This is a genomic window from Pseudomonas quebecensis, assembly GCF_026410085.1.
Taxonomy (GTDB): Bacteria; Pseudomonadota; Gammaproteobacteria; order Pseudomonadales; family Pseudomonadaceae; genus Aquipseudomonas; species Aquipseudomonas quebecensis.
Genome location: NZ_CP112866.1, coordinates 240,102 through 261,163 on the forward strand (window position 1 = coordinate 240,102; position 21,062 = coordinate 261,163).

The following is a 21,062-nucleotide window of genomic DNA, read 5'->3' on the forward strand; positions in this document are numbered from 1 at the left end:
TCGCGATTGTGTCAGAGGCGGTGGGTGGGCGCAATTGGCGTCTGTCGGGAGATGAGATTAAAACGATGGCGCCTGTTGGCGCCGTTTCCATTGGCTTACGCGCCCGTGCAATGCGTGCGGCGTGTCGATGAACTGCCGACGCGCACGGCTGAACAGGATCAGCATCAATTCCGCCGTGGCCAGGGCGTCAGCACTGGCGTGGTGGCGTTCGCCGACCTCCAGGTGGAAATACTTGACCCAATCGTCCAGCCCAGCCTCGCGAATAGGTGCTTCGGGGCATAGCAGCGGGGCGATGTCGGCCACATCCAGAAACGGGTGTACCAGGCGATACCCCAGGCTGTCCTTGAGCGCGCGGCCCAGCATGTGTTGATCGAACGGCGCATGGAACGCCAGCAACGGGCTGTCACCGAGGAACTCCATGAAGTCCAGCAGGGCCTCCACCGGGTCGCTGCCGGCGGCAATCGCACTGGGCCCCAGGCCGTGGATCAGCACACTGGGGCTGAGTCGGGTGTGGGCGCGGTGCAGGGTGCGTTCGAACAACTGGGAAAAATCCACCGCGCCATCCTCGATCACCACTGCGCCAATGGACAGCACCTGGTCACGGTTGAGGTTCAGGCCGCTGGTTTCCAGGTCCAGCACCACCCAGCGTTGGCTGCGCAAGGCGTCTTCACTCAGCGGCGCGGGTTTGCGCAGTTGCGCCAAGCGTCGTTGCTGCGTCGCATCAAGCTGGGGTTTGGCCGTGCGCAGCCAGCCGAACAGGCTCACAGCTGATACCGCAAGGTCAGGCTGCTTTGCAGGCGCTGGGCCTGGCGCAGGGATTCGCGCAGGATGCGCCGGTCCAGGTGGTTGAGACTGTCGGGGTCGACGCGGTTCGAATAGGGCTGGTTTTCGCGACTTTGCCGTTGATGCTGCTGCATGCGGGTTTGCTGGATAAAGTGGTAGGCCTCTTCGTACGCGGCGCCGTCCAACGCTTCGATGACCTCCCTGACCACCAATTGGCGCAGCCGCTCCAGCGTGTTGTTGGCGTGAATGCCATTGGCCAGGGCCAGCAGACGCGCGCCATCCACGAACGGGGTGAGGCCCTGCACCTTGAGATCCAGGGTGGCTTTTTCGCCGGCTTTGCGGCTCAGCACAAAGTCACGGAAACGCCCGACCGGAGGGCGCTGGCGCAGCGCGTTCTCGGCCAGCATGCGTTGGAACAGGCGGTTATCCGCGACCTGATCGAGAACGCCCTGGCGCAACAGCTCGCAGCCTTGCTCGTCGCCCCACACCACGCGCAAGTCAAAATAGATACTCGAACCCAGCAGGTTTTCCGGCGTCGCCTCGCGAATGAACGCCGCAAAGCGCCGTGCCCATTCGGCCCGCGACAGGCACAACTCCGGGTTGCCGGCCATGATATTGCCCTTGCACAGGCTGAAACCGCATAGCGCCAGGCTCTGGTTGATCTGCTGGGCCAGCGGCAGCAGGCGAGCACGGATCGCAGCCGCGTCGGCGGCGTCCCTGGCCTCGAACAGAATGCCGTTGTCCTGGTCGGTGTACAGCGTCTGCTCGCGACGGCCTTCGCTGCCGAAGCACAGCCAGCTGAAAGGCACGCCCGGGTCGCCCTTTTCAGCGAGGGTCAGCTCGATCACCCGGCAAACGGTGTGATCGTTGAGCAGGGTAATGATGTGGGTGATCTGGGTGGATGACGCGCCGTGGGCCAGCATGCGCTCGACCAATTGGCCGATCTCGCCGCGAATCGCCACCAGGTTGTCGATACGCGGGGCGTTGCGGATGGTGCGCGCCAGGTGCACGAGATCCACGCGTTGCAGGGAAAACAGATCGCGCTCGGACACCACGCCGCACAGGCGCTGGTCCTTGACCAGGCACACATGGGCAATATGCCGTTCGGTCATGGCGATGGCGGCGTCGAAGGCGCTGTGGTCCGGCGTCAGGAAGAACGGTGCCTGGGTCATGTGCGCGTCGATGGCCTGGCTGAAATCGCTGACGCCGTCGGCCACCACATGGCGTAGGTCGCGCAGGGTAAAGATCCCCAGGGGCGCCTTGTTATCGTCGACGATGACAATGCTGCCCACTTGCTGCTCGTGCATCAGTGTCACTGCTTCGCGCAATGGCGTGTGCGGGCTGCAGGTGACCGGATGGCGCATGGCCAAATCGCCCAGGCGGGTATTGAGCGAGTATTGGGTGCCGAGGGTTTCCACCGCTTTTTGCTGCACTTGCTGGTTAACCTGATCCAGCAGGCTGCTGACGCCGCGCAGGGCAAAGTCGCGAAATGGGCTGGAGAGGGCGAACAACTTGATAAAGGCTGGCTTGTTCAGTTGCAGGCAAAAGGTGTCTTCGGCGGCCTTGTGCTCGGTGCGCGTGGCGCGTTCGCCCAACAGGGCGGCCAGGGGGAAGCATTCGCCGGTGGTGATTTCGAAGGTGGTCTCGGTGGTGTCCGGCCGTTCGCCGATCACGCGGCCTTGTTTGACAATGTAGAAATGTTCGACCGGCCCGCCGGAGGGTTTGAGGATGCTGTCACCGGGAGCATAAAAGCGTAATTGGCATTGTTCCACCAGGTACGCCAGGTGCGCGTTTTCCATCTGGTTGAACGGCGGGAAGCGTTGCAGGAACTGCAGCGTGCCCTGGATATTTTGCAACACCGCAGTTTTCCCCGCCTGGGCGAAGGCATCAGCTTTACTCATTACAGTAACCGCGTTTTTTTGTCGTTATCGAGGTGCATGGTCGGCTCCTGCGCCACGGGTGCCCATTGGACGTAAGTCTAGGTCTATGAAAACGCAGCGGGACTAGGGAAAAACCTTACATGGTTATCGTCCAAACTCCGTAGAACGCCCACTAGGCAAACTTTCCGACGAAGTGCACATTGTTCGACCTTCCGCAGATGTCTGACGAGTGCTGGGAGATTGATTAGAACCGCTGAGAACCGTATGTCCGACCACGATATTTTGAGTGATGCCGAGCGCGAGGCGCTCAACGCCGTGATGCTGGAACCCGATCTACCGCCACAACGCGTGTTGATTGTCGACGACGACAAGGACGCGCGCGAACTGCTGGCGGAGATCCTGGGCCTGGACGGCATTCGCTGCATGACCGCCGACAGTGGTGAGCGGGCGTGGGACTTGTTGAAATCCAGCAGCTCCATCGGCTTGTTGATTACCGACCTGCGCATGCAACCCAGCAACGGGTTGGAGCTGATCAAACAGGTGCGCGAATCCACCCGCGCGGCGCTGCCGATCATCATCATGTCGGGGGATGCCGAAGCGCCCGATGTCATTGATGCCATGCATTTGAGTGTGGTGGATTTTCTGCTCAAGCCGATTGATAGCGTGAAACTGGCGAAGTTGGTGAAGCGGGAGCTGGGGATGGCTTCCTGATTTTGCAGTGAATGTGCGGGGCTCAACGGCGGCAGGCTTCTCACACTGTTGACCGCGTACTTCCTGTAGGAATGCGTTCACCGTTTGCTCGTTCACCCTCAAAGAAAAAGCCCTGATCTTTCGATCAGGGCTTTTTCATTTACAGGCCGTTTTTAGCCTTGAATTCCCGACGCCGACGGTGCAACACCGGCTCGGTATACCCATTAGGCTGCTTGGTCCCTTCAATCACCAGTTCCACCGCCGCCTGGAACGCGATGTTGCTGTCGAAATCCGGTGCCAAAGGGCGATACAGCGCGTCCCCGGCGTTCTGGCGGTCCACCACCGGCGCCATGCGCTTGAGGCTTTCCATCACTTGCGCTTGATTGACGATGCCATGGCGCAGCCAGTTGGCGATGTGCTGGCTGGAAATACGCAGGGTGGCACGGTCTTCCATCAGGCCGACGTCGTTGATGTCCGGCACTTTCGAGCAGCCGACGCCCTGGTCGATCCAGCGCACCACATAACCGAGGATGCCCTGGGCGTTGTTGTCCAGCTCGTTGCGGATTTCTTCCTCGGTCCAAGCGGTGTTCTGCGCCAGCGGGATGGTCAGGATATCGTCCACCGAGGCGCGCTCGCGCTTGGCCAGCTCGGCCTGGCGCGCGAACACGTCGACCTTGTGGTAGTGCAGCGCGTGCAATGCGGCCGCCGTGGGCGAAGGCACCCAGGCGGTGTTGGCGCCGGCCAGGGGGTGGGCGATTTTCTGTTCGAGCATCGCCGCCATCAGGTCGGGCATTGCCCACATGCCTTTACCGATCTGTGCACGCCCTTGCAGGCCGGTGCTCAAGCCGATATCGACGTTCCAGTTTTCATACGCCGCGATCCACTTTTCCGACTTCATCGCTGCCTTGCGCACCATCGCGCCGGCTTCCATGGAGGTGTGGATTTCATCGCCGGTGCGGTCGAGGAAGCCGGTGTTGATAAACACCACACGCTCGCTGGCGGCCTTGATGCAGGCTTTGAGGTTGACCGTGGTGCGGCGCTCCTCGTCCATGATCCCGACTTTGAGGGTATTGCGCGGCAGGTTCAGCACGTCTTCGATGCGGCCGAACAGCTCGTTGGTGAACGCGACTTCTTCCGGGCCGTGCATCTTCGGTTTCACGATGTACACCGAACCGGTACGGCTGTTCTTGCGGCTGGTATTGCCGTTGAGGCTATGGATCGCCGTCAGGCTGGTGATCAGGCCGTCGAGAATACCTTCGGGCACTTCGTTGCCGTCTTTATCCAGGATCGCGTCGATGGTCATCAGGTGGCCAACGTTGCGCACGAACAGCAGCGAGCGGCCATGCAGCGTCACGTCCTGGCCATCCACGCCGGTGTAGACGCGGTCGGGGTTCATGGTGCGGGTGAAGGTCTTGCCACCCTTGGCCACGTCTTCGGCCAGGTCGCCCTTCATCAGGCCGAGCCAGTTGCGGTAGATCACCACTTTGTCGTCGGCATCCACGGCGGCGACGGAATCCTCGCAGTCCATGATGGTGGTCAGCGCGGCTTCCATCAGCACGTCTTTGACGCCGGCGGCGTCGGTCTGGCCGACCGGGGTGCTGGCATCGATCTGGATTTCGAAGTGCAGGCCGTTGTGCTTGAGCAGGATCGCGATCGGTTGGGCGCTGTCGCCCTGGAAGCCGATCAATTGACTGTCGTCGCGCAGGCCGCTGTTGCTGCCGCCTTTGAGGCTGACGATCAGTTTGCCGTCGGCAATCTTGTAGCCGGTGGAATCGACATGGCTGCCGGCGCTGAGCGGTGCGGCTTCGTCGAGGAAGGCGCGGGCGAAGGCGATGACCTTGTCGCCGCGCACCTTGTTGTAGCCTTTGCCCTTCTCGGCGCCATCGGCTTCGCTGATGGCGTCGGTGCCGTAGAGCGCGTCGTACAGCGAACCCCAGCGAGCGTTGGATGCGTTGAGGGCGAAGCGGGCATTCATTACCGGCACCACCAACTGCGGGCCGGCCATGCGCGCGATTTCGTCATCGACGTTTTGGGTCGAGGCCTGGAAATCCGCGGCTTCTGGCAGCAGGTATCCAATGTCTTGCAGGAAGGCTTTGTAGGCCACCGGGTCGTGGGCCTGGCCGGCATGGGTCTGGTGCCAGGTATCGATCCGCGCTTGGAAATCATCGCGTTTGGCGAGTAGGGCTTTGTTCTTCGGCGCCAGGTCGTGGATGACCTTGTCGGCACCGGCCCAGAACTGGTCGGCAGTGATGCCGGTACCGGGAATGGCTTCGTGGTTCACGAAGTCGAACAGGACTTTGGCGACCTGCAGGCCACCGACTTGAACGTGTTCAGTCATTGCTTGCCTCACTCTGCGGAGCTTATGCGCTGTTTCAGATTTTCATTATGTAGTGCACGGTTGGGCATACTACATGATGACTTGCGGTTGTGAAAATTAGACTAAATACGTCGTTTAGCGACCCACTTTGGTCGTACGGTCACAGCGGAGAACGGTATGTTCTCAAAAACCTATTGGATTGTTCCAGATAAATATAAAAATGGTACACGATTTGTTTTCGAGGGCCCTCGGGTCCACCTTGTAGATTGATTTCCAGAGGGCTTCGCTATGGACCATCTTGTACTCACTATTATTGCCGCCGACAAACCCGGCCTGGTGGAACGCATCGCGCAGAACATCGCTGCCCACAGCGGCAACTGGCTGGACAGCCGCATGGCCCACATGGCGGGGCAGTTTGCCGGCATCCTGCGGGTGAGTGTGCCGACGGAGAATCGTCAGGCCCTGGTGGGGGCGTTGGAGGACTTATCCACCCACGGCATTCGCGTGCTGGTGGGCGAGGGCAGCACCGGGCAGGCACCGGCTTCCAAGCCCATCGTGATGACGTTGGTGGGCAATGATCGCGCGGGCATCGTGCGAGAGATCACGGCGCTGTTGAGCCGGCAGGGCGTCAACCTTGAGAGCCTGAGTACGGGCGTAAGCCCGGCGCCGATGAGTGGGGACCTGCTGTTCAAGGCCGAGGCGCTGTTGCAGGTGCCGTCGACGTTGCCCCTGGATGCGTTGCAAGCCTCGCTGGAAACACTGGCCGATGACCTGATGGTGGAACTGCACCACGAAGAGTAATCACAGGGTTATGCATGGAAATCTTGCATGGGCCTGTGGATAACCTGTAGAGACTGCTCGGCAGGCCACGTGGGCCGAGGCTCTTCGTCAACTGAGCAAAAAACGAGCAGTTTCAATGGCTTGTGCACAAATGGCGGGGATCAGGTTGTGGATAACCTTGGGGTGAATGTCTGCAAGCCACACAGACCGTGGCTTGCAGAGTTTTGTACATTATTTGATCAGCGTTTACGTACGCTCAGCCAGGCGTCCACGCTGTACACCAGCAGCCCGGCCCAGATGAACGCGAAGGCCAGCAGCGTGCTCGGCGCCAAATGTTCGCCGAACAGCAGCACCGCTTCCAGCAACACCAACGTGGGCGCCACGTACTGCAAAAAGCCCAATGCGGTGTAAGGCAAATGCCGCGCGGCGGCGTTGAAACACACCAGCGGGATCAGCGTCACCGGGCCCGCGGCCACCAGCCACCAGGCTTCGGAGGTGCTCCAGAATGCCAGTTGCGCACTGTGTGCGCTGGGGTTGAACAGCAGCCACGCCACCGCAATCGGCACCAGCATCCAGGTTTCCACCACCAGCCCCGGCAACGCCTTGACCGGTGCCTGCTTGCGGATCAATCCGTAGAAACCGAAGGTCAACGCCAGCGCCAGCGACACCCATGGCAAGCTGCCGACCTGCCACACCTGTTGCGCCACGCCCACGGCGGCCAATATCACCGCCACCCATTGCAAGCGGCGCAGACGCTCGCCCAACAGCAGCATGCCCAGCAGCACGTTCACCAGCGGGTTGATGTAGTAACCCAGGCTCGCTTCGAGCATGCGCCCGCTGTTGACCGACCACACATAGGTCAGCCAGTTGGCCGCAATCAGCGAACCGCTCAGTGCCAAAATCGCCAGTCGCTTGGGGTTGTCGTGCAGCTCGCGAAACCAGCCGGGATGTTTCCACACCATCAGCAGCAAGCCCCCGAACAGCGCCGACCACAGCACCCGATGCACGATGATCTCGGCGGCGGGTACGCTGGCGATGGCTTTGAAGTAGAGCGGGAACAGGCCCCAGATGACGTAGGCGCTCAGGCCCAGGATGTACCCCTTGCGGGGGTTGGCGGCGTGCATGCGGAATCCTTGCTTAGGCAGCTAACAAAGCGCGATTGTAAGGATATTTCTCAACCAATGGGACTGCTTGGTAATGAGTTGTGCTTTGTGTGGGAGGGGCAAGGCCCTCCCACCTTAAAAGCAATCAGAAGAGTTTCAGCGGCTCTTCGTTGAGGGCTGCGAGTTGCTCACGCAACGCCAGGACCTGATCGCCCCAATACCGCTCCGTGCCGAACCACGGGAAGCTGTGGGGGAACGCCGGATCATCCCAACGCCGCGCCAGCCAGGCGCTGTAGTGCATCAAACGCAAGGCGCGCAGCGGTTCGATCAGCGCCAGTTCTCGCGGGTCAAAATCGTGAAACTCCTGGTAGCCGTCCATTAATTCCGACAGCTGGCCCAGGCATTCCTGGCGATCACCGGCGAGCATCATCCACAGGTCCTGCACCGCCGGGCCCATGCGGCAGTCGTCCAGGTCAACGATATGGAACATCTCGTCGCGGCACATCATGTTGCCGGGGTGGCAATCGCCGTGCATGCGGATGTTCTTGTGCGGGGTGGCCTTGTACACCTCCTCCACGCGTTTGAGCAGGTCGCGCGCCACCGATTCGTAGGCCGGCAGCAGGCTTTTGGGAATGAAATTGCCCTCCAGCAGCGTGGTCAGCGAATCGTGCCCGAAGTTCTTCACTCCCAATGCTTCGCGGTGTTCGAACGGCCGCGTGGAGCCCACGGCGTGCAAGCGCCCCAGCAGTTGCCCCAGGCGATAGAGTTGGTCCAGATTGCCCGGTTCCGGCGCACGGCCGCCGCGCCGGGGGAACAGGGTAAAGCGGAATCCCGCATGCTCGAACAGGCTTTCGCCGTTGTGGATAAGCGGCGCCACCACCGGTACATCGCACTCGGCCAGCTCAAAGGTGAAACGGTGTTCTTCCAGAATCGCTTCGTTGGTCCAGCGCTGCGGCCGGTAGAACTTGGCGATCAGCGGCTCGGCGTCTTCGATGCCCACTTGGTACACGCGGTTTTCGTAGCTGTTGAGCGCCAATACGCGGGCATCGCTTAAAAAACCGATGCTTTCGACGGCGTCGAGTACCAGGTCGGGGGTGAGTGTTTCAAACGGGTGGGCCATGCGAACTCCTGCGCGCAGCAGGGCGCCGCGTCCGGCCGGGTATGGTAACGCACACGGCTTGAGATAGGGGGCGACTGTGCCATTGTCATCGGGGGCAAGCTCCCCCCACCTTTGAAGGTAATCACCGGTCAAAATGTGGGAGGGGGCTTGCCCCCGATAAGGCCGTGTCAGGCGCCGACGATCCCGCCGTCATCCCGCCGAATGGCCAGCACCGACGAGCGCGGTTTGCCGTTGGGCAAGTGCTCCGGCCAAGTCGAACCGCCGGTTTCGCCCGGGTGCTGGATGCCCACAAACAGCGTCTTCTGATCCGGCGCGAAGCTGATGCCGGTCACCTCGCACGCCACCGGTCCGACCATGAAACGGCGGATTTCGCCGGTGCTCGGGTCGGCGCAGAGCATTTGATTGTTGCCCATGCCGGCGAAGTCGCCGCTGTTGCTGTAGTCGCCGTCGGTGAGAATCCACAGACGCCCGGCCTTATCGAAGCCCAGGCCGTCGGGGCTGTTGAACATGTTCTGCGGGTTGATGTTCGACGAGCCGCCCTTGGGGGCGCCGGCATGCACCTGCGGGTTGCCGGCCACCACGAACAGGTCCCAGCTGAAATCGTCGGCACCATGGTCGTCGGCGTTGGCCTTCCAGCGCAGGATCTGGCCGTAGACGTTCTTCTCGCGTGGGTTGGGCCCGCCCACTGGCTGGCCGTCCTCGCCGCGCTTGGCGTTGTTGGTCAGGGTGCAATAGACCTGGCCGTCGGTGGGGCTGACCACGATCCATTCCGGGCGGTCCATGCGCGTGGCCTTGACCACGCTGGCGGCCAGGCGCGCGTGAATGAGCACTTCGGCCTGGCTGGCGAAACCGCTGCCGGCGTCGATGCCGTTTTTGCCATGGGTCAACTCCACCCACTGACCCTTGCCACGCGGATGGTCGGCGTTGCCATCGCCGGCATCGAAGATCGCCACGTACAAGGTGCCGTGGTCGAGCAGGTCTTTGTTGGCTTTGGGGTTCTTGTGGTTGATCTTGTCGCGGCTGACGAACTTGTAAATGAACTCACCGCGCTCGTCATCGCCCATGTACACCACGGCGCGGCCATCACGGGTTTGCGCCAGTGCCGCGTTCTCGTGTTTGAAACGGCCCAGTGCCGTGCGTTTGGCCGGGGTGGACTGCGGATCGAACGGGTCGATTTCCACTACCCAGCCATGGCGGTTGAGTTCGTTGGGGTTCTTGGCCATGTCGAAACGCGGGTCGTGCAGGTGCCAGTTGATCTCTTTGCTGGCCGCCACCACGCCGTAGCGTTTCTGCCCGGCGTCGAAGGCTTGCTGCGGGTTGCTGCTGCCGAAGCAGTCGGTGAAGTTTTCTTCGCAGGTCAGGTAGGTGCCCCAGGGGGTCATGCCGTTGGCGCAGTTCTGGAAGGTGCCGAGGGCTTTCTTGCCGGACTTGTCGGCGCTGGTCTTCAACCACTCATGGCCGGCGGCGGGGCCACTGAGGCGGATCGGCGTGTTGCCGTGAATGCGACGGTTGTAGCGTGAGTCCTGAACGAAGTGCCAGGTGTCACCCTTACGCCGAATTTCGATGACCGATACGCCTTCGCTGGCCTGGGCCTTGCGCACCTCTTCGGCCGATTGCGGCGCACCGCCGTGGGCATAGAGATAACGGTAGTTGGTGTATTCGTTGTTGATCGCCATCAGCGCGCGATTGTCGTCGCCGGGGAACGGGAACAGGCTCATGCCGTCGTTGTGATCACCGAACTGCTGCTCCTGCGCGATCGCCGTGCCGTTGCCGGACGGGTCGAAGGCCGGCGCGTTCTGGTGCAGCGGCTGGCCCCAACTGATCAGCACCGAGGCGCTGTAGCCTGGCGGCAGGCTGATGGTGTCGCTGGTGGCGGCGGCGATGCTGTCGAACCCCAGCAACGGGCTGGCGTTGGCGGCATTGACCGCCAGGGCGCTGCGGCTGAGCAGATTGCCGCCCAGGAACATCGCGGCGCCGCACAGGGCGCCGGCGCCGATAAAGCGGCGGCGGGTCAGGCCGACCATCTGTTCGAGGTCGGTGGCTTGGTTCTCTTCTAACAGGCTCATCTCAGGCTCCTTGAGTGCTTTTTGCCAACACCTTAAGCAGCGGCCGTGACGAAATTGTTGCAGTTTGAAGAAACGCCTCCCTTATACCGGCGTTCCCAGCAATACCTGGCTCGGCGCGAATTGCACCTGGATCGGCTGGCCGGTTGCCGCGCCCAGTGCTTCAAATGCATTGGCCTGGGCCAAAGCGCAGAGGACCAGGCCATTTGGCAAGATGATGCGCACTTCGGCGGGGCCATCGTCGGCGTGGAGAATTGTCTCGATTACGCCGTCCAGGCAATTGTTTCCAGGTGTTGCGGTTTGCCCTGGGCCCAGCAGCTCCAGCCACCCGGCCTTGATCAGCGCCACGGTTTCCACGCCCGGTTCCAGTTCCAGCCGTTGCGTGCTGTCGTGGGTGATCTGCGCCTTGAGCGTCAGGCCACCGGCCAACTGCAGATGGATCAGGTCATTGCGGCCCTGAGACTCGATGGCGTGGACCCGGCCATGCAACTGGTTGCGGGCGCTGGTGCGCAGCATCAGGCGGCCGAGCAGGTTGAAATCACTGGCCGCTTCGTCGGACGCCAGCACCTCGGCCTGCAGTAGTTGCAGGCGCTGATACAGGCGCAATACCCGCTCGCCCTCGTGGGTCAGCCGTGCACCGCCGCCGCCTTTGCCGCCCACACTGCGCTCGACCAAGGGCTGTTGCGCGAGGTTGTTAAGCTCATCGATGGCGTCCCACGCGGCTTTGTAACTCAGGCCCGCGCTCTTGGCCGCGCGGGTGATCGAGCCTTGTTCGGCAATATGGGCCAGCAGCGCAATACGCTGCGGGCGGCGGATGATGTGTTGGCTGAGGGGCGTCGGCAGAGGCATGGCAATACGCTTGAATGGGCTCGACCGAACGTTGCGGGCAAGACGGACCGCCGTCAAGTCACGCGCCGGGCCTGGGCGTGCGGGCCAGGCAATACACATCGACCTGGCGCGCGCCGGCACTGATCAGCAGGTGGCTCAGGCTGTGGGCGGTGGCGCCCGTGGTGAGCACATCGTCCACCAGCGCAAAGTGGCGGCCTTGCACCTGCGCATCGGGCGCCAGGGCAAAGGCGTTGAGCAGGTTGCGTCGGCGTGTCCGGGCGTCGAGGGCCTGTTGCGCGACGGTTTCGTGGGGACGCAGCAGCAGCTGTGCATCGCAGGCAATGTTCAGGTCCTGGCTGAGCCAGCGCGCAACCATCAGCGCCTGGTTGTAGCCGCGCTCGCGCAGGCGCTTGCGGGCCAGAGGCACCGGCAGCAGGCAGTCGGGACGCGCCAGGTCGGTGTTGTCGAAGCGATGCTGCACGTGCTGCGCGAGCAGTCGCGCAAGCATCTGCCCCAACGGCCAGCGCGCCTGATGCTTGAAGCGGCTGATCAGGCTGTCGACCGGAAAGCTGTAGGACCAGGGCGCGATCACCTGTTTAAACGCAGGCGGCTTTTTCTGGCATTGGCCACAGGTCAGTCCGTCCATCGGCAAGGGCAGTGCGCACACGTCGCACTGGTCCAGCAGCCACGGCAGCTCGGTTTCGCAGACGTTGCACACACACTGCGCCGATTCGGTGGTTTCATCGCAGATTAAACAGATTTGTTCGTTTTTTAACCAGTTGTAAACTTGGTGTTTGTGTCCAGGTTGACAGTGCATGAATCTTCCTTAAATATGCCGAGCATCCGTGTCGTGCCTGTGGGTATTGCCTGCCCGTAGCGCCTGCCGAAGCATAATCAAGGAATCGCCCATGAGCGCCAGCACCACCGCCACCTTGCGTCACGATTGGTCGTTAGCCGAAGTCAAAGCGTTGTTCGTGCAACCGTTCAATGACCTGTTGTTCCAGGCGCAGACCGTGCACCGCGCGCATTTCGACGCCAACCGCGTACAGGTGTCGACCCTGCTGTCGATCAAAACCGGTGCTTGCCCGGAAGATTGCAAATATTGTCCGCAGTCGGGTCACTACAACACCGGCCTGGAAAAAGAAAAGCTGATGGAAGTGCAGAAGGTGCTCGAAGAGGCCGCGCGCGCCAAGGCCATCGGTTCGACCCGTTTCTGCATGGGCGCCGCGTGGAAACACCCGTCGGCCAAAGACATGCCCTACGTGCTGCAGATGGTCAAAGGCGTCAAGGCCATGGGCCTGGAGACCTGCATGACCCTCGGTCGCCTCGATCAGGACCAGACCGCAGCCCTGGCCGAGGCTGGCCTCGACTATTACAACCACAACCTCGACACCTCGCCGGAGTTCTACGGCTCGATCATCACCACCCGCACCTATAGCGAGCGCCTGCAGACCCTGGCCTATGTGCGTGAGTCGGGAATGAAGATCTGTTCCGGCGGCATCCTCGGCATGGGCGAGTCCCTCGACGACCGCGCCAACCTGCTGATCCAACTGGCCAATCTGCCGGAGCATCCCGAGTCGGTGCCGATCAACATGCTGGTGAAGGTGGCCGGTACGCCGCTGGAAAATGCCGATGACATCGACCCGTTCGACTTTATTCGCATGCTGGCGGTGGCGCGCATCCTGATGCCCACCTCCCATGTGCGCCTGTCGGCCGGTCGCGAAGCCATGAACGAGCAGATGCAGGCACTGGCCTTTTTTGCCGGCGCCAACTCGATCTTCTACGGCGACAAACTGCTGACCACCGCCAACCCGCAGGCGGACAAGGACATGCAGCTGTTCGCCCGTCTGGGCATCCAGCCGGAGGCGCGCGAAGAGCACGCCGATGAGGTGCACCAGGCGGCGATCGAACAGGCCTTGGTGGAGCAGAAAAGCAGCGAGCAGTTCTACAACGCCGTCGTTTAATTGAAGTGCGATCCCAATGTGGGAGGGGGCTTGCCCCCGATAGCGGTGGGTCAGTCAACACATGCGCTGGCACACCCTCATCGGGAGCCAGCTCCCTCCCCTATGTTTGACCGAGTTAAACCTGCCAATCCGAGGCCTGCATGTCTTTCGATCTCGCCGCGCGCCTCGCTGCCCGTCGTGCCGAACACCTTTATCGCCAACGGCCGTTGCTTGCCAGTCCTCAAGGCCCGCAGGTAGTCGTCGACGGCCAGTCATTGCTCGCATTCTGCAACAACGATTACCTGGGCCTGGCCAATCATCCACAGGTGATCGAAGCCTGGCGCGCCGGTGCGTCCCGCTGGGGCGTGGGCGGCGGCGCTTCGCACCTGGTGGTCGGCCATTCGACGCCACACCATGAACTGGAAGAAGCCTTGGCAGACCTCACCGGTCGCCCACGCGCTCTGCTGTTCACCACTGGCTACATGGCCAACCTCGGTGCGGTCACGGCGCTGGTAGGCCAGGGCGATACCGTGCTCGAAGACCGCCTCAACCATGCGTCATTGCTGGACGCGGGGCTGCTGTCCGGGGCGCGTTTCAATCGCTACCTGCATAACGACGCCGCCAGCCTGGCCAGGCGCCTGGAGAAGGCCACCGGCAACACCCTGGTGGTCACCGACGGCGTGTTCAGCATGGACGGCGATCTCGCGGACCTGCCCGCGCTGGCTCGGGAAGCCCGCGCAAAAGGCGCCTGGCTGATGGTGGATGACGCGCACGGCTTCGGCCCCCTGGGCGCCAACGGCGGCGGGATTGTCGAGCATTTCGGCCTTAGCCAGGAGGACGTGCCGGTGCTGGTCGGGACCTTAGGAAAGGCGTTCGGCACCGCCGGTGCGTTTGTGGCGGGCAGTGAAGACCTGATCGAGAGCCTGATCCAGTTCGCCCGGCCGTACATCTACACCACCAGCCAACCGCCCGCGCTGGCCTGTGCCACTTTGAAAAGCCTGGAGCTGCTGCGCACCGAACACTGGCGCCGCGAACACCTCAATGCGCTCATTCGCCAGTTCCGCCACGGCGCCGAACAGATCGGTCTGGACTTGATGCCCAGCTTTACGCCGATCCAACCGATCCTGGTCGGCGACAGTGCCCGGGCGATGCGCCTGTCCCGGATGCTGCGCGAGCGTGGCCTGATGGTCAGCGCAATCCGCCCGCCGACCGTGCCCGCCGGCAGTGCGCGTTTGCGTGTGACGCTGACGGCCGCCCATACCGAAGCACAGGTGCAGTTGTTGTTAGACGCGTTGCAAGTGTGTTGGGAGCGCGACCATGCGTGATCGACTGATTCTGTTGCCGGGCTGGGGCCTGGGTATCTCACCGCTGGAGCCGTTGGCCGCGGCCTTGCGTGGCGTGGATGAACACCTGCAGGTGCACATCGAGCCGCTGCCCGCGCTGGACTCCAGCGACCTGAATGAATGGCTCGACGAACTCGACGCCACCCTGCCGGACAACGCGTGGCTGGGCGGCTGGTCCCTCGGCGGGATGCTGGCCAGCGAGCTGGCGGCACGCCGCGGCGCACGCTGCTGCGGCCTGGTGACACTGGCAAGCAACCCGTGTTTTGTCGGCCATGACGGCTGGCCCAACGCGATGCCCGCCGAGACGTTCGATGCCTTCCTCGCCGGTTGCCGCGCCGATTCCCAAGTCACGCTCAAGCGCTTCGGCCTGCTGTGTGCCAAGGGCGCCGCCGACCCGCGCGGTCTGGCGCGTTTGTTGGTTGGCGGCGCACCGAATACGCCTTCTGAGGGGTTGATGAACGGCCTCGAACTGCTCGCGCAACTGGACACCCGCGATGCGTTGCTGGCCTATCGCGGGCCGCAATTGCACCTGTTTGGCGGCATGGATGAGCTGGTGCCCGCCGAAGCCGCCAGTGAATTGCTGGCCCTGCTGCCCGAGGTTGAAATCGGCCTGATTGAGCAGGCCGGTCACGCTTTTCTTCTGGAGGACCCCCACGGTGTTGCGGCGGCCATCCAGGCTTTTTTGCATGAGTGCGTTGATGACTGACTTATCCCATCCCCCGCTGCCCGGCGCCTTGCCGGATAAACGCCAGGTCGCGGCGTCGTTCTCCCGCGCGGCGGCCAGCTATGACAGCGTTGCCGAGTTGCAACGGGCAGTGGGTGGTGAATTGCTGGCGCGTTTGCCGGCGGGCATCGCACCCGCGCGCTGGCTGGATATGGGCTGCGGTACCGGTTATTTCAGTCGGGCGTTGCGCGAGCGGCTGCCCCACAGCCACGGCGTGGCGCTGGATATCGCCGAAGGCATGCTCAATCACGCGCGGCCGTTGGGCGGCGCGGCGCACTTTATTGCCGGGGACGCGGAGCGTCTGCCGCTCAAAGACGACAGCTGCGGTCTGATTTTCTCCAGCCTGGCGGTGCAGTGGTGCGCCCATTTCGAGTCGGTGCTCAGCGAAGCCCGTCGCGTGCTGCAGCCGGGCGGTGTGCTGGCGTTCGCCAGCCTGTGCGTGGGCACGCTGGAGGAACTGCGTGAAAGTTGGCGCGCGGCCGATGGCCTGGTGCACGTCAACCGCTTCCGCACCTTCGACACGTACCAGCAACTGTGCGCCGCCAGTGGCCTGCGTACATTGAGCCTGACGCGTCACGCCCATGTGCTGCACTACCCGGATGTACGCAGCCTGACCCATGAACTCAAGGCACTTGGTGCGCACAACCTGAACCCCGGCCGGCCGGGTGGCTTGACGGGGCGCGCGCGGATTGCTGCACTGGTGCAGGCCTATGAGCAGTTCCGCCAGGCCCAGGGTCTGCCGGCGACTTACCAAGTGGTCTATGCCGTACTGGAGAAGCCTCTATGAGCGCCGCCTATTTCATCACCGGCACCGATACCGATGTGGGCAAGACCACCATCGCCGCGGGCCTGTTGTACGCAGCTCGGCAGGCGGGCAAAAGCACGGCGGCCGGTAAACCGGTGGCGTCCGGTTGCGCGGTGACGCCCAAGGGCCTGCGCAACGCCGATGCACTGGCGCTGCTGGCTGAGTGTTCGGTGCCGCTGACCTATGCCGAAGTCAACCCCGTGGCCTTCGAACCCGCCATCGCTCCGCATTTGGCCGCGCGTGAGGCGGGTGTTGCACTGACGGTGCAGTCGCTGCTCAAGCCAATGCAACAGGTCCTGGCGCGGCAGGCCGATTTCACCCTGATCGAAGGAGCCGGCGGCTGGCGCGTGCCATTGGCCGATCAGGCCAACCTCTCGGACCTGGCGATGGCGCTCAAGCTGCCGGTGATCCTGGTCGTGGGTGTACGCCTGGGTTGCATCAGCCATGCCTTGTTGACTGCAGAAGCGATTGCGCGGGATGGTTTGTCGCTGGCGGGGTGGGTGGCCAATATCGTCGACCCCAAGACCTCTCGTCTGGAAGAAAACCTCGCCACCCTGGCCGAGCGCTTGCCCGCGCCATGCCTGGGGCGCGTACCCAAGCTCAAGCACGCCAGCGCCGAGGCGGTCGCTGAGTACCTGCAACTGGACCTGCTTGACTGATTTTGGCTATCACTTGGGCATTGTGCCATTAGTGTTTTTAACGGGCGTTTTGCCACCAACTCTGCTTCAATCACAGCTCATGATTCTCTAAAGGCAGGTTTACGCCATGGAAATCTCTGGAAGCAGCGCGTTTTATTCGGGCCTGAGCAGCATTCAGGCCGGGCAGAGCCGTGTCGACCAGGCCGCCGGCAGAATTGCCAGCGCCGCCACGAGCCAGCCGTCGGATGCGCAGATCGACCGCCTGCGCGCCAACGACCGTGCCCAACCTTCCAACTCCGCCAGCAATATGGTCGAAATGGCCGAGGGCAAGTTTCAGGTGGAGCTGGGCGTCAAAGTCGCCAAGGCTTCGGATGAAATGCTCGGTACGCTGATCGACACCTACGCTTAGCCCGCGCTTTATTGCGCAGCGGGCCTGCCCCGCGCGGGCTGCTTGGCAGCCCGGACGCTCCTATCCACTCCCCCGATCCAACGCGCTGGTCCTGACCTCGGCCCGGCGTGTTTGTTTTGATTCTCTACACTCACCTCATGTGGCATTGCGCCGCAAGCGTAGTCGTGGGCGGCATTGATGTGCGTCATGACAAACGGCATCTGGACGGCGCTTGACATCCCCAGGTCGTAAACGTATGTTTCAAACACCTGTTTGACCGCCACAGCACATCCACGCGGTTGTTCATTCCAGATACATCAGCAGAGGTTTATCGCTATGCCTGACTACAAGGCCCCCTTGCGTGATATTCGCTTCGTTCGTGACGAACTGCTTGGCTATGAAGCGCACTATCAGAGCCTGCCGGCTTGCCAGGACGCTACCCCGGACATGGTCGACGCCATCCTCGAAGAAGGCGCCAAGTTTTGTGAGCAAGTGCTGGCACCGCTGAACCGCGTGGGCGACCTGGAAGGGTGCACCTGGAGTGAGTCGGGCGTTAAAACGCCAACCGGTTTCAAGGAAGCCTACAAGCAATTCGTCGAAGGCGGCTGGCCAAGCCTGGCCCATGATGTGGAGCACGGCGGCCAAGGCCTGCCGGAATCCCTGGGCCTGGCGGTCAGCGAGATGGTCGGCGAGGCCAACTGGTCGTGGGGCATGTACCCAGGCCTGTCTCACGGCGCGATGAACACCATTTCCGAGCACGGCACGCCCGAGCAGCAAGAGGCGTACCTGACCAAGCTGGTGTCGGGCGAATGGACCGGCACCATGTGCCTGACCGAGCCGCACTGCGGCACCGACCTGGGCATGCTGCGCACCAAGGCCGAGCCTCAGGCCGACGGTTCCTACAAAGTCACCGGCACCAAAATCTTCATCTCGGCCGGTGAACACGACATGGCCGATAACATCGTGCACATCGTGCTGGCTCGCCTGCCGGACGCACCGGCCGGCACCAAAGGCATCTCGCTGTTCATCGTGCCCAAGTTCCTGCCCAACGCCGATGGCTCGATCGGCCAGCGCAATGCGGTGAGCTGTGGTTCCCTGGAACATAAGATGGGCATCCACGGCAACGCCACCTGCGTGATGAACTTCGATGCGGCCACCGGTTACCTGATCGGCCCGGCCAACAAAGGCTTGAACTGCATGTTCACCTTTATGAACACCGCTCGCCTGGGCACTGCGCTGCAAGGCCTGGCTCACGCTGAAATCGGCTTCCAGGGCGGCCTGAAATACGCCCGCGATCGCCTGCAAATGCGTTCCCTGACCGGCCCGAAAGCCCCGGACAAGGCCGCCGACCCAATCATCGTGCACCCTGATGTGCGCCGCATGCTGCTGACCATGAAAGCCTTCGCCGAAGGCAACCGTGCGATGGTGTACTTCACGGCCAAGCAAGTGGACATCGTCAAGTACGGCACCGACGACGAAGCCAAGAAACAGGCCGACGGCCTGCTGGCCTTCATGACCCCGATCGCCAAGGCCTTCATGACCGAAGTCGGTTTTGAAGCGGCCAACCACGGCGTGCAGATCTACGGCGGTCACGGTTTCATCGCCGAGTGGGGCATGGAGCAGAACGTGCGCGACAGCCGCATTTCGATGCTGTACGAAGGCACCACCGGCATCCAGGCCCTGGACCTGCTCGGCCGCAAAGTGCTGATGACCCAAGGCGAAGCGCTCAAGGGCTTCACCAAGATCGTGCACAAGTTCTGCCAGGCCAACGAAGGCAACGAAGCGGTCAGCGAGTTCGTCGCGCCGTTGGCGGCGTTGAACAAAGAGTGGGGCGAATTGACCATGAAGGTCGGCATGGCGGCGATGAAAGATCGTGAAGAAGTCGGTGCCGCGTCGGTGGACTACCTGATGTACTCCGGCTACGCCTGCCTGGCCTACTTCTGGGCCGACATGGCACGCCTGGCCGCCGAGAAACTGGCTGCCGGCACCACCGAAGAGGCGTTCTACACCGCCAAGCTGCAGACCGCGCGCTTCTACTTCCAGCGTATCCTGCCACGCACCCGTACCCACGTGGCGACCATGCTGTCGGGCGCCAGCAACCTGATGGACATGAAAGAAGAAAACTTCGGCCTGGCTTACTAAGCCTTACCGGGTTACTTCCAATGCCGCCGCTTCCCCTGGGGAGCGGCGGTTTTTTTTGCCTGATAAAAAACGCAGCTTATCGCTCAGGGAATGCGCAGGCCTGCCGTTAAAGTGATGGCAATGTGATACATGTCGAACAGGGTGTGCTTAACTGTTCGCGCTAAGGCGAAGTGCCATTACTTTTCTGCGGGTCGGAGCTTTACCCTTGTCACGCGTGTCCGCTGTCCGTTTCAGCCATTTCCTTCCGTCATTGCTGCTATTGCTGGCCGGGCTCTCGGCTGCGTACGTCAAGGACCTCAACGTCTTCTTCACCTCGCTGTTCAACGTATTGCCGACCCTGGTGCTGTTGCTCGGTGGTTCGTACTGCGCGGTGTACCGCCGCCAGCGCGAACTGTTTTTGATGATCACGGTGTACGTCGCTTACTTCCTGCTCGACACCCAGACTGATTTTTATCGCGACAACGGCCGCGTGCGCGAAGACGCGGCGGTGGTGTTTCATCTGTGCTGCCTGCTATTGCCGTTACTGTTCAGCATCTACGCGCTGTGGCAGGAAAAAACCCACTTGTTCCGCGACTTTGTCGCACGTTGCGCGGTGCTGCTGGCTGTCGGCAGTGTCGCGTTGGCGCTGGAGCAAAGTTATCCCCAGGCGCTGTTGAACTGGCTGGCGGAAATTCGCTGGCCGGTGCTGCATGGCAACTGGATGAGCCTGATTCAACTGTCGTATCCGATGTTCCTGATCGGTTTTGTCACCCTCGCGGCGCAGTACTGGTACCAGCCACGTCCCTTGCATGCGGCGCAACTGGTAGGCGTGATGGGGTTGTTCTGGATGCTGCCGCAAACCTTCATCCTGCCGTTCACCCTGAACATCATGTGCAGCCAGGTCATGCTGATGATTGCGGCCGGCGTGGCCCATGAGGCCTATCAAATGGCATTCCGTGACGAACTGACCGGTCTGCCGGGGCGACGCGCCCTCAATGAGCGCATGCAGCGCCTGGGGCGCAACTATGTGCTGGCGATGACCGATGTCGATCACTTCAAGCGGTTCAACGACACCCACGGCCATGATGTCGGCGACCAGGTGCTGCGCCTGGTGGCGAGCAAGCTGTCCAAGGTCAATGGTGGCGGGCGCGCTTACCGTTACGGCGGCGAAGAGTTTGCCGTGGTGTTCGCCGGCAAGACCCTGGACGAATGCATGCCGCATCTGGAGGAGATCCGCGAGATCGTCGCCAACTACGATATCAAGCTGCGCAACTCGGACCGCCCGCAGGATGACCAGCAGGGTCGCCAACGCCGGGCGGGCAGTGGGGCGTCGAGTGTTTCGGTGACGGTCAGCATCGGCGTCGCCGAGCGCCAGGTTGAGCAGCGTACGCCCGAAGAGGTGCTCAAATCCGCCGACCAGGCACTGTACGCAGCGAAGGGCGCGGGGCGTAACTGCGTGGTCGCGGCCGGGCAGAACCGTCGTGGCGCGGTGCGCATGCAGAGCGCTGCCGGTTGACTGATGGCGGTGTATTCAGC

Annotated in this window: 18 protein-coding genes; 10 read left to right on the top strand and 8 right to left on the bottom strand. The window is 62.3% G+C overall.

What is annotated here, in order from left to right:
- Positions 1–57: 57 nt before the first annotated feature.
- Positions 58–765 carry a 3'-5' exonuclease gene (locus OSC50_RS01145; protein WP_266247134.1) on the bottom strand — a complete coding sequence of 236 codons (708 nt, stop codon included), beginning with the start codon at positions 763–765 and terminating at the stop codon, positions 58–60.
- Positions 762–2,684, bottom strand: coding sequence for a putative nucleotidyltransferase substrate binding domain-containing protein (locus tag OSC50_RS01150; RefSeq protein WP_266247132.1), 1,923 nt, complete (start codon positions 2,682–2,684; stop codon positions 762–764). Before OSC50_RS01150 ends, OSC50_RS01145 begins: the two co-directional genes overlap by 4 nt.
- 243 nt (positions 2,685–2,927) lie before the next feature.
- On the opposite strand from OSC50_RS01150, the gene OSC50_RS01155 reads away from it, so the two are divergent.
- A complete protein-coding gene (locus tag OSC50_RS01155) occupies positions 2,928–3,374 on the top strand; it encodes a response regulator (RefSeq protein ID WP_181080196.1) in 447 nt (148 codons plus the stop codon).
- A gap of 139 nt (positions 3,375–3,513) precedes the next feature.
- Here OSC50_RS01155 and OSC50_RS01160 read toward each other — a convergent pair whose 3' ends face one another.
- Positions 3,514–5,691 (bottom strand): malate synthase G, encoded by a 2,178-nt coding sequence (locus OSC50_RS01160; RefSeq protein ID WP_266247130.1) that lies wholly within the window; start codon positions 5,689–5,691, stop codon positions 3,514–3,516.
- A 267-nt stretch (positions 5,692–5,958) separates the two neighbouring features.
- Here OSC50_RS01160 and OSC50_RS01165 point away from each other — a divergent pair, with 267 nt between their 5' ends.
- Positions 5,959–6,471, top strand: a complete 513-nt coding sequence (locus OSC50_RS01165; RefSeq protein WP_253509632.1) for a glycine cleavage system transcriptional repressor — start codon at positions 5,959–5,961, stop codon at positions 6,469–6,471.
- 218 nt (positions 6,472–6,689) lie between these two features.
- Here OSC50_RS01165 and rarD read toward each other — a convergent pair whose 3' ends face one another.
- From rarD to OSC50_RS01190, 5 genes are all read right to left on the bottom strand, one after another.
- Positions 6,690–7,574, bottom strand: coding sequence for an EamA family transporter RarD (rarD, locus tag OSC50_RS01170; protein WP_266247128.1), 885 nt, complete (start codon positions 7,572–7,574; stop codon positions 6,690–6,692).
- Positions 7,575–7,698: 124 nt separating this feature from the next.
- Positions 7,699–8,673 (bottom strand): serine/threonine protein kinase, encoded by a 975-nt coding sequence (locus tag OSC50_RS01175; RefSeq protein ID WP_266247126.1) that lies wholly within the window; start codon positions 8,671–8,673, stop codon positions 7,699–7,701.
- Positions 8,674–8,840: 167 nt separating this feature from the next.
- Positions 8,841–10,739: a PhoX family protein gene (locus tag OSC50_RS01180; RefSeq protein ID WP_266247124.1), complete on the bottom strand. Its 1,899-nt coding sequence runs from the start codon at positions 10,737–10,739 to the stop codon at positions 8,841–8,843.
- A gap of 81 nt (positions 10,740–10,820) precedes the next feature.
- On the bottom strand, positions 10,821–11,585 hold the full coding sequence (locus OSC50_RS01185) for a TOBE domain-containing protein (protein ID WP_253509629.1): 765 nt from the start codon (positions 11,583–11,585) through the stop codon (positions 10,821–10,823).
- Positions 11,586–11,643: 58 nt separating this feature from the next.
- Positions 11,644–12,381 (bottom strand): ComFC family protein, encoded by a 738-nt coding sequence (locus OSC50_RS01190; RefSeq protein WP_181080202.1) that lies wholly within the window; start codon positions 12,379–12,381, stop codon positions 11,644–11,646.
- A gap of 91 nt (positions 12,382–12,472) precedes the next feature.
- Here OSC50_RS01190 and bioB point away from each other — a divergent pair, with 91 nt between their 5' ends.
- From bioB to OSC50_RS01230, 8 genes are all read left to right on the top strand, one after another.
- Complete coding sequence (gene bioB, locus OSC50_RS01195) at positions 12,473–13,528, top strand: biotin synthase BioB (RefSeq protein ID WP_181080203.1); 1,056 nt, start codon at positions 12,473–12,475, stop codon at positions 13,526–13,528.
- A gap of 140 nt (positions 13,529–13,668) precedes the next feature.
- Entirely contained in the window at positions 13,669–14,832 is a 1,164-nt protein-coding gene (gene bioF, locus OSC50_RS01200) for an 8-amino-7-oxononanoate synthase (protein WP_181080204.1), read from the top strand.
- Positions 14,825–15,556, top strand: a complete 732-nt coding sequence (locus OSC50_RS01205) for an alpha/beta fold hydrolase (protein ID WP_266247121.1) — start codon at positions 14,825–14,827, stop codon at positions 15,554–15,556. Before bioF ends, OSC50_RS01205 begins: the two co-directional genes overlap by 8 nt.
- Positions 15,549–16,361, top strand: a complete 813-nt coding sequence (gene bioC, locus OSC50_RS01210; protein ID WP_266247119.1) for a malonyl-ACP O-methyltransferase BioC — start codon at positions 15,549–15,551, stop codon at positions 16,359–16,361. The genes OSC50_RS01205 and bioC overlap by 8 nt, the downstream gene beginning before the upstream one ends.
- Entirely contained in the window at positions 16,358–17,038 is a 681-nt protein-coding gene (gene bioD, locus OSC50_RS01215; RefSeq protein ID WP_266247117.1) for a dethiobiotin synthase, read from the top strand. Before bioC ends, bioD begins: the two co-directional genes overlap by 4 nt.
- A 106-nt stretch (positions 17,039–17,144) precedes the next feature.
- Positions 17,145–17,426 carry a pyrroloquinoline quinone biosynthesis protein PqqE gene (locus OSC50_RS01220; RefSeq protein WP_181080208.1) on the top strand — a complete coding sequence of 94 codons (282 nt, stop codon included), beginning with the start codon at positions 17,145–17,147 and terminating at the stop codon, positions 17,424–17,426.
- Positions 17,427–17,741: 315 nt separating this feature from the next.
- A complete protein-coding gene (locus OSC50_RS01225) occupies positions 17,742–19,547 on the top strand; it encodes a phenylacyl-CoA dehydrogenase (RefSeq protein ID WP_181080209.1) in 1,806 nt (601 codons plus the stop codon).
- A 205-nt stretch (positions 19,548–19,752) separates the two neighbouring features.
- Complete coding sequence (locus tag OSC50_RS01230; protein ID WP_253509624.1) at positions 19,753–21,042, top strand: GGDEF domain-containing protein; 1,290 nt, start codon at positions 19,753–19,755, stop codon at positions 21,040–21,042.
- Positions 21,043–21,062 lie beyond the last annotated feature (20 nt).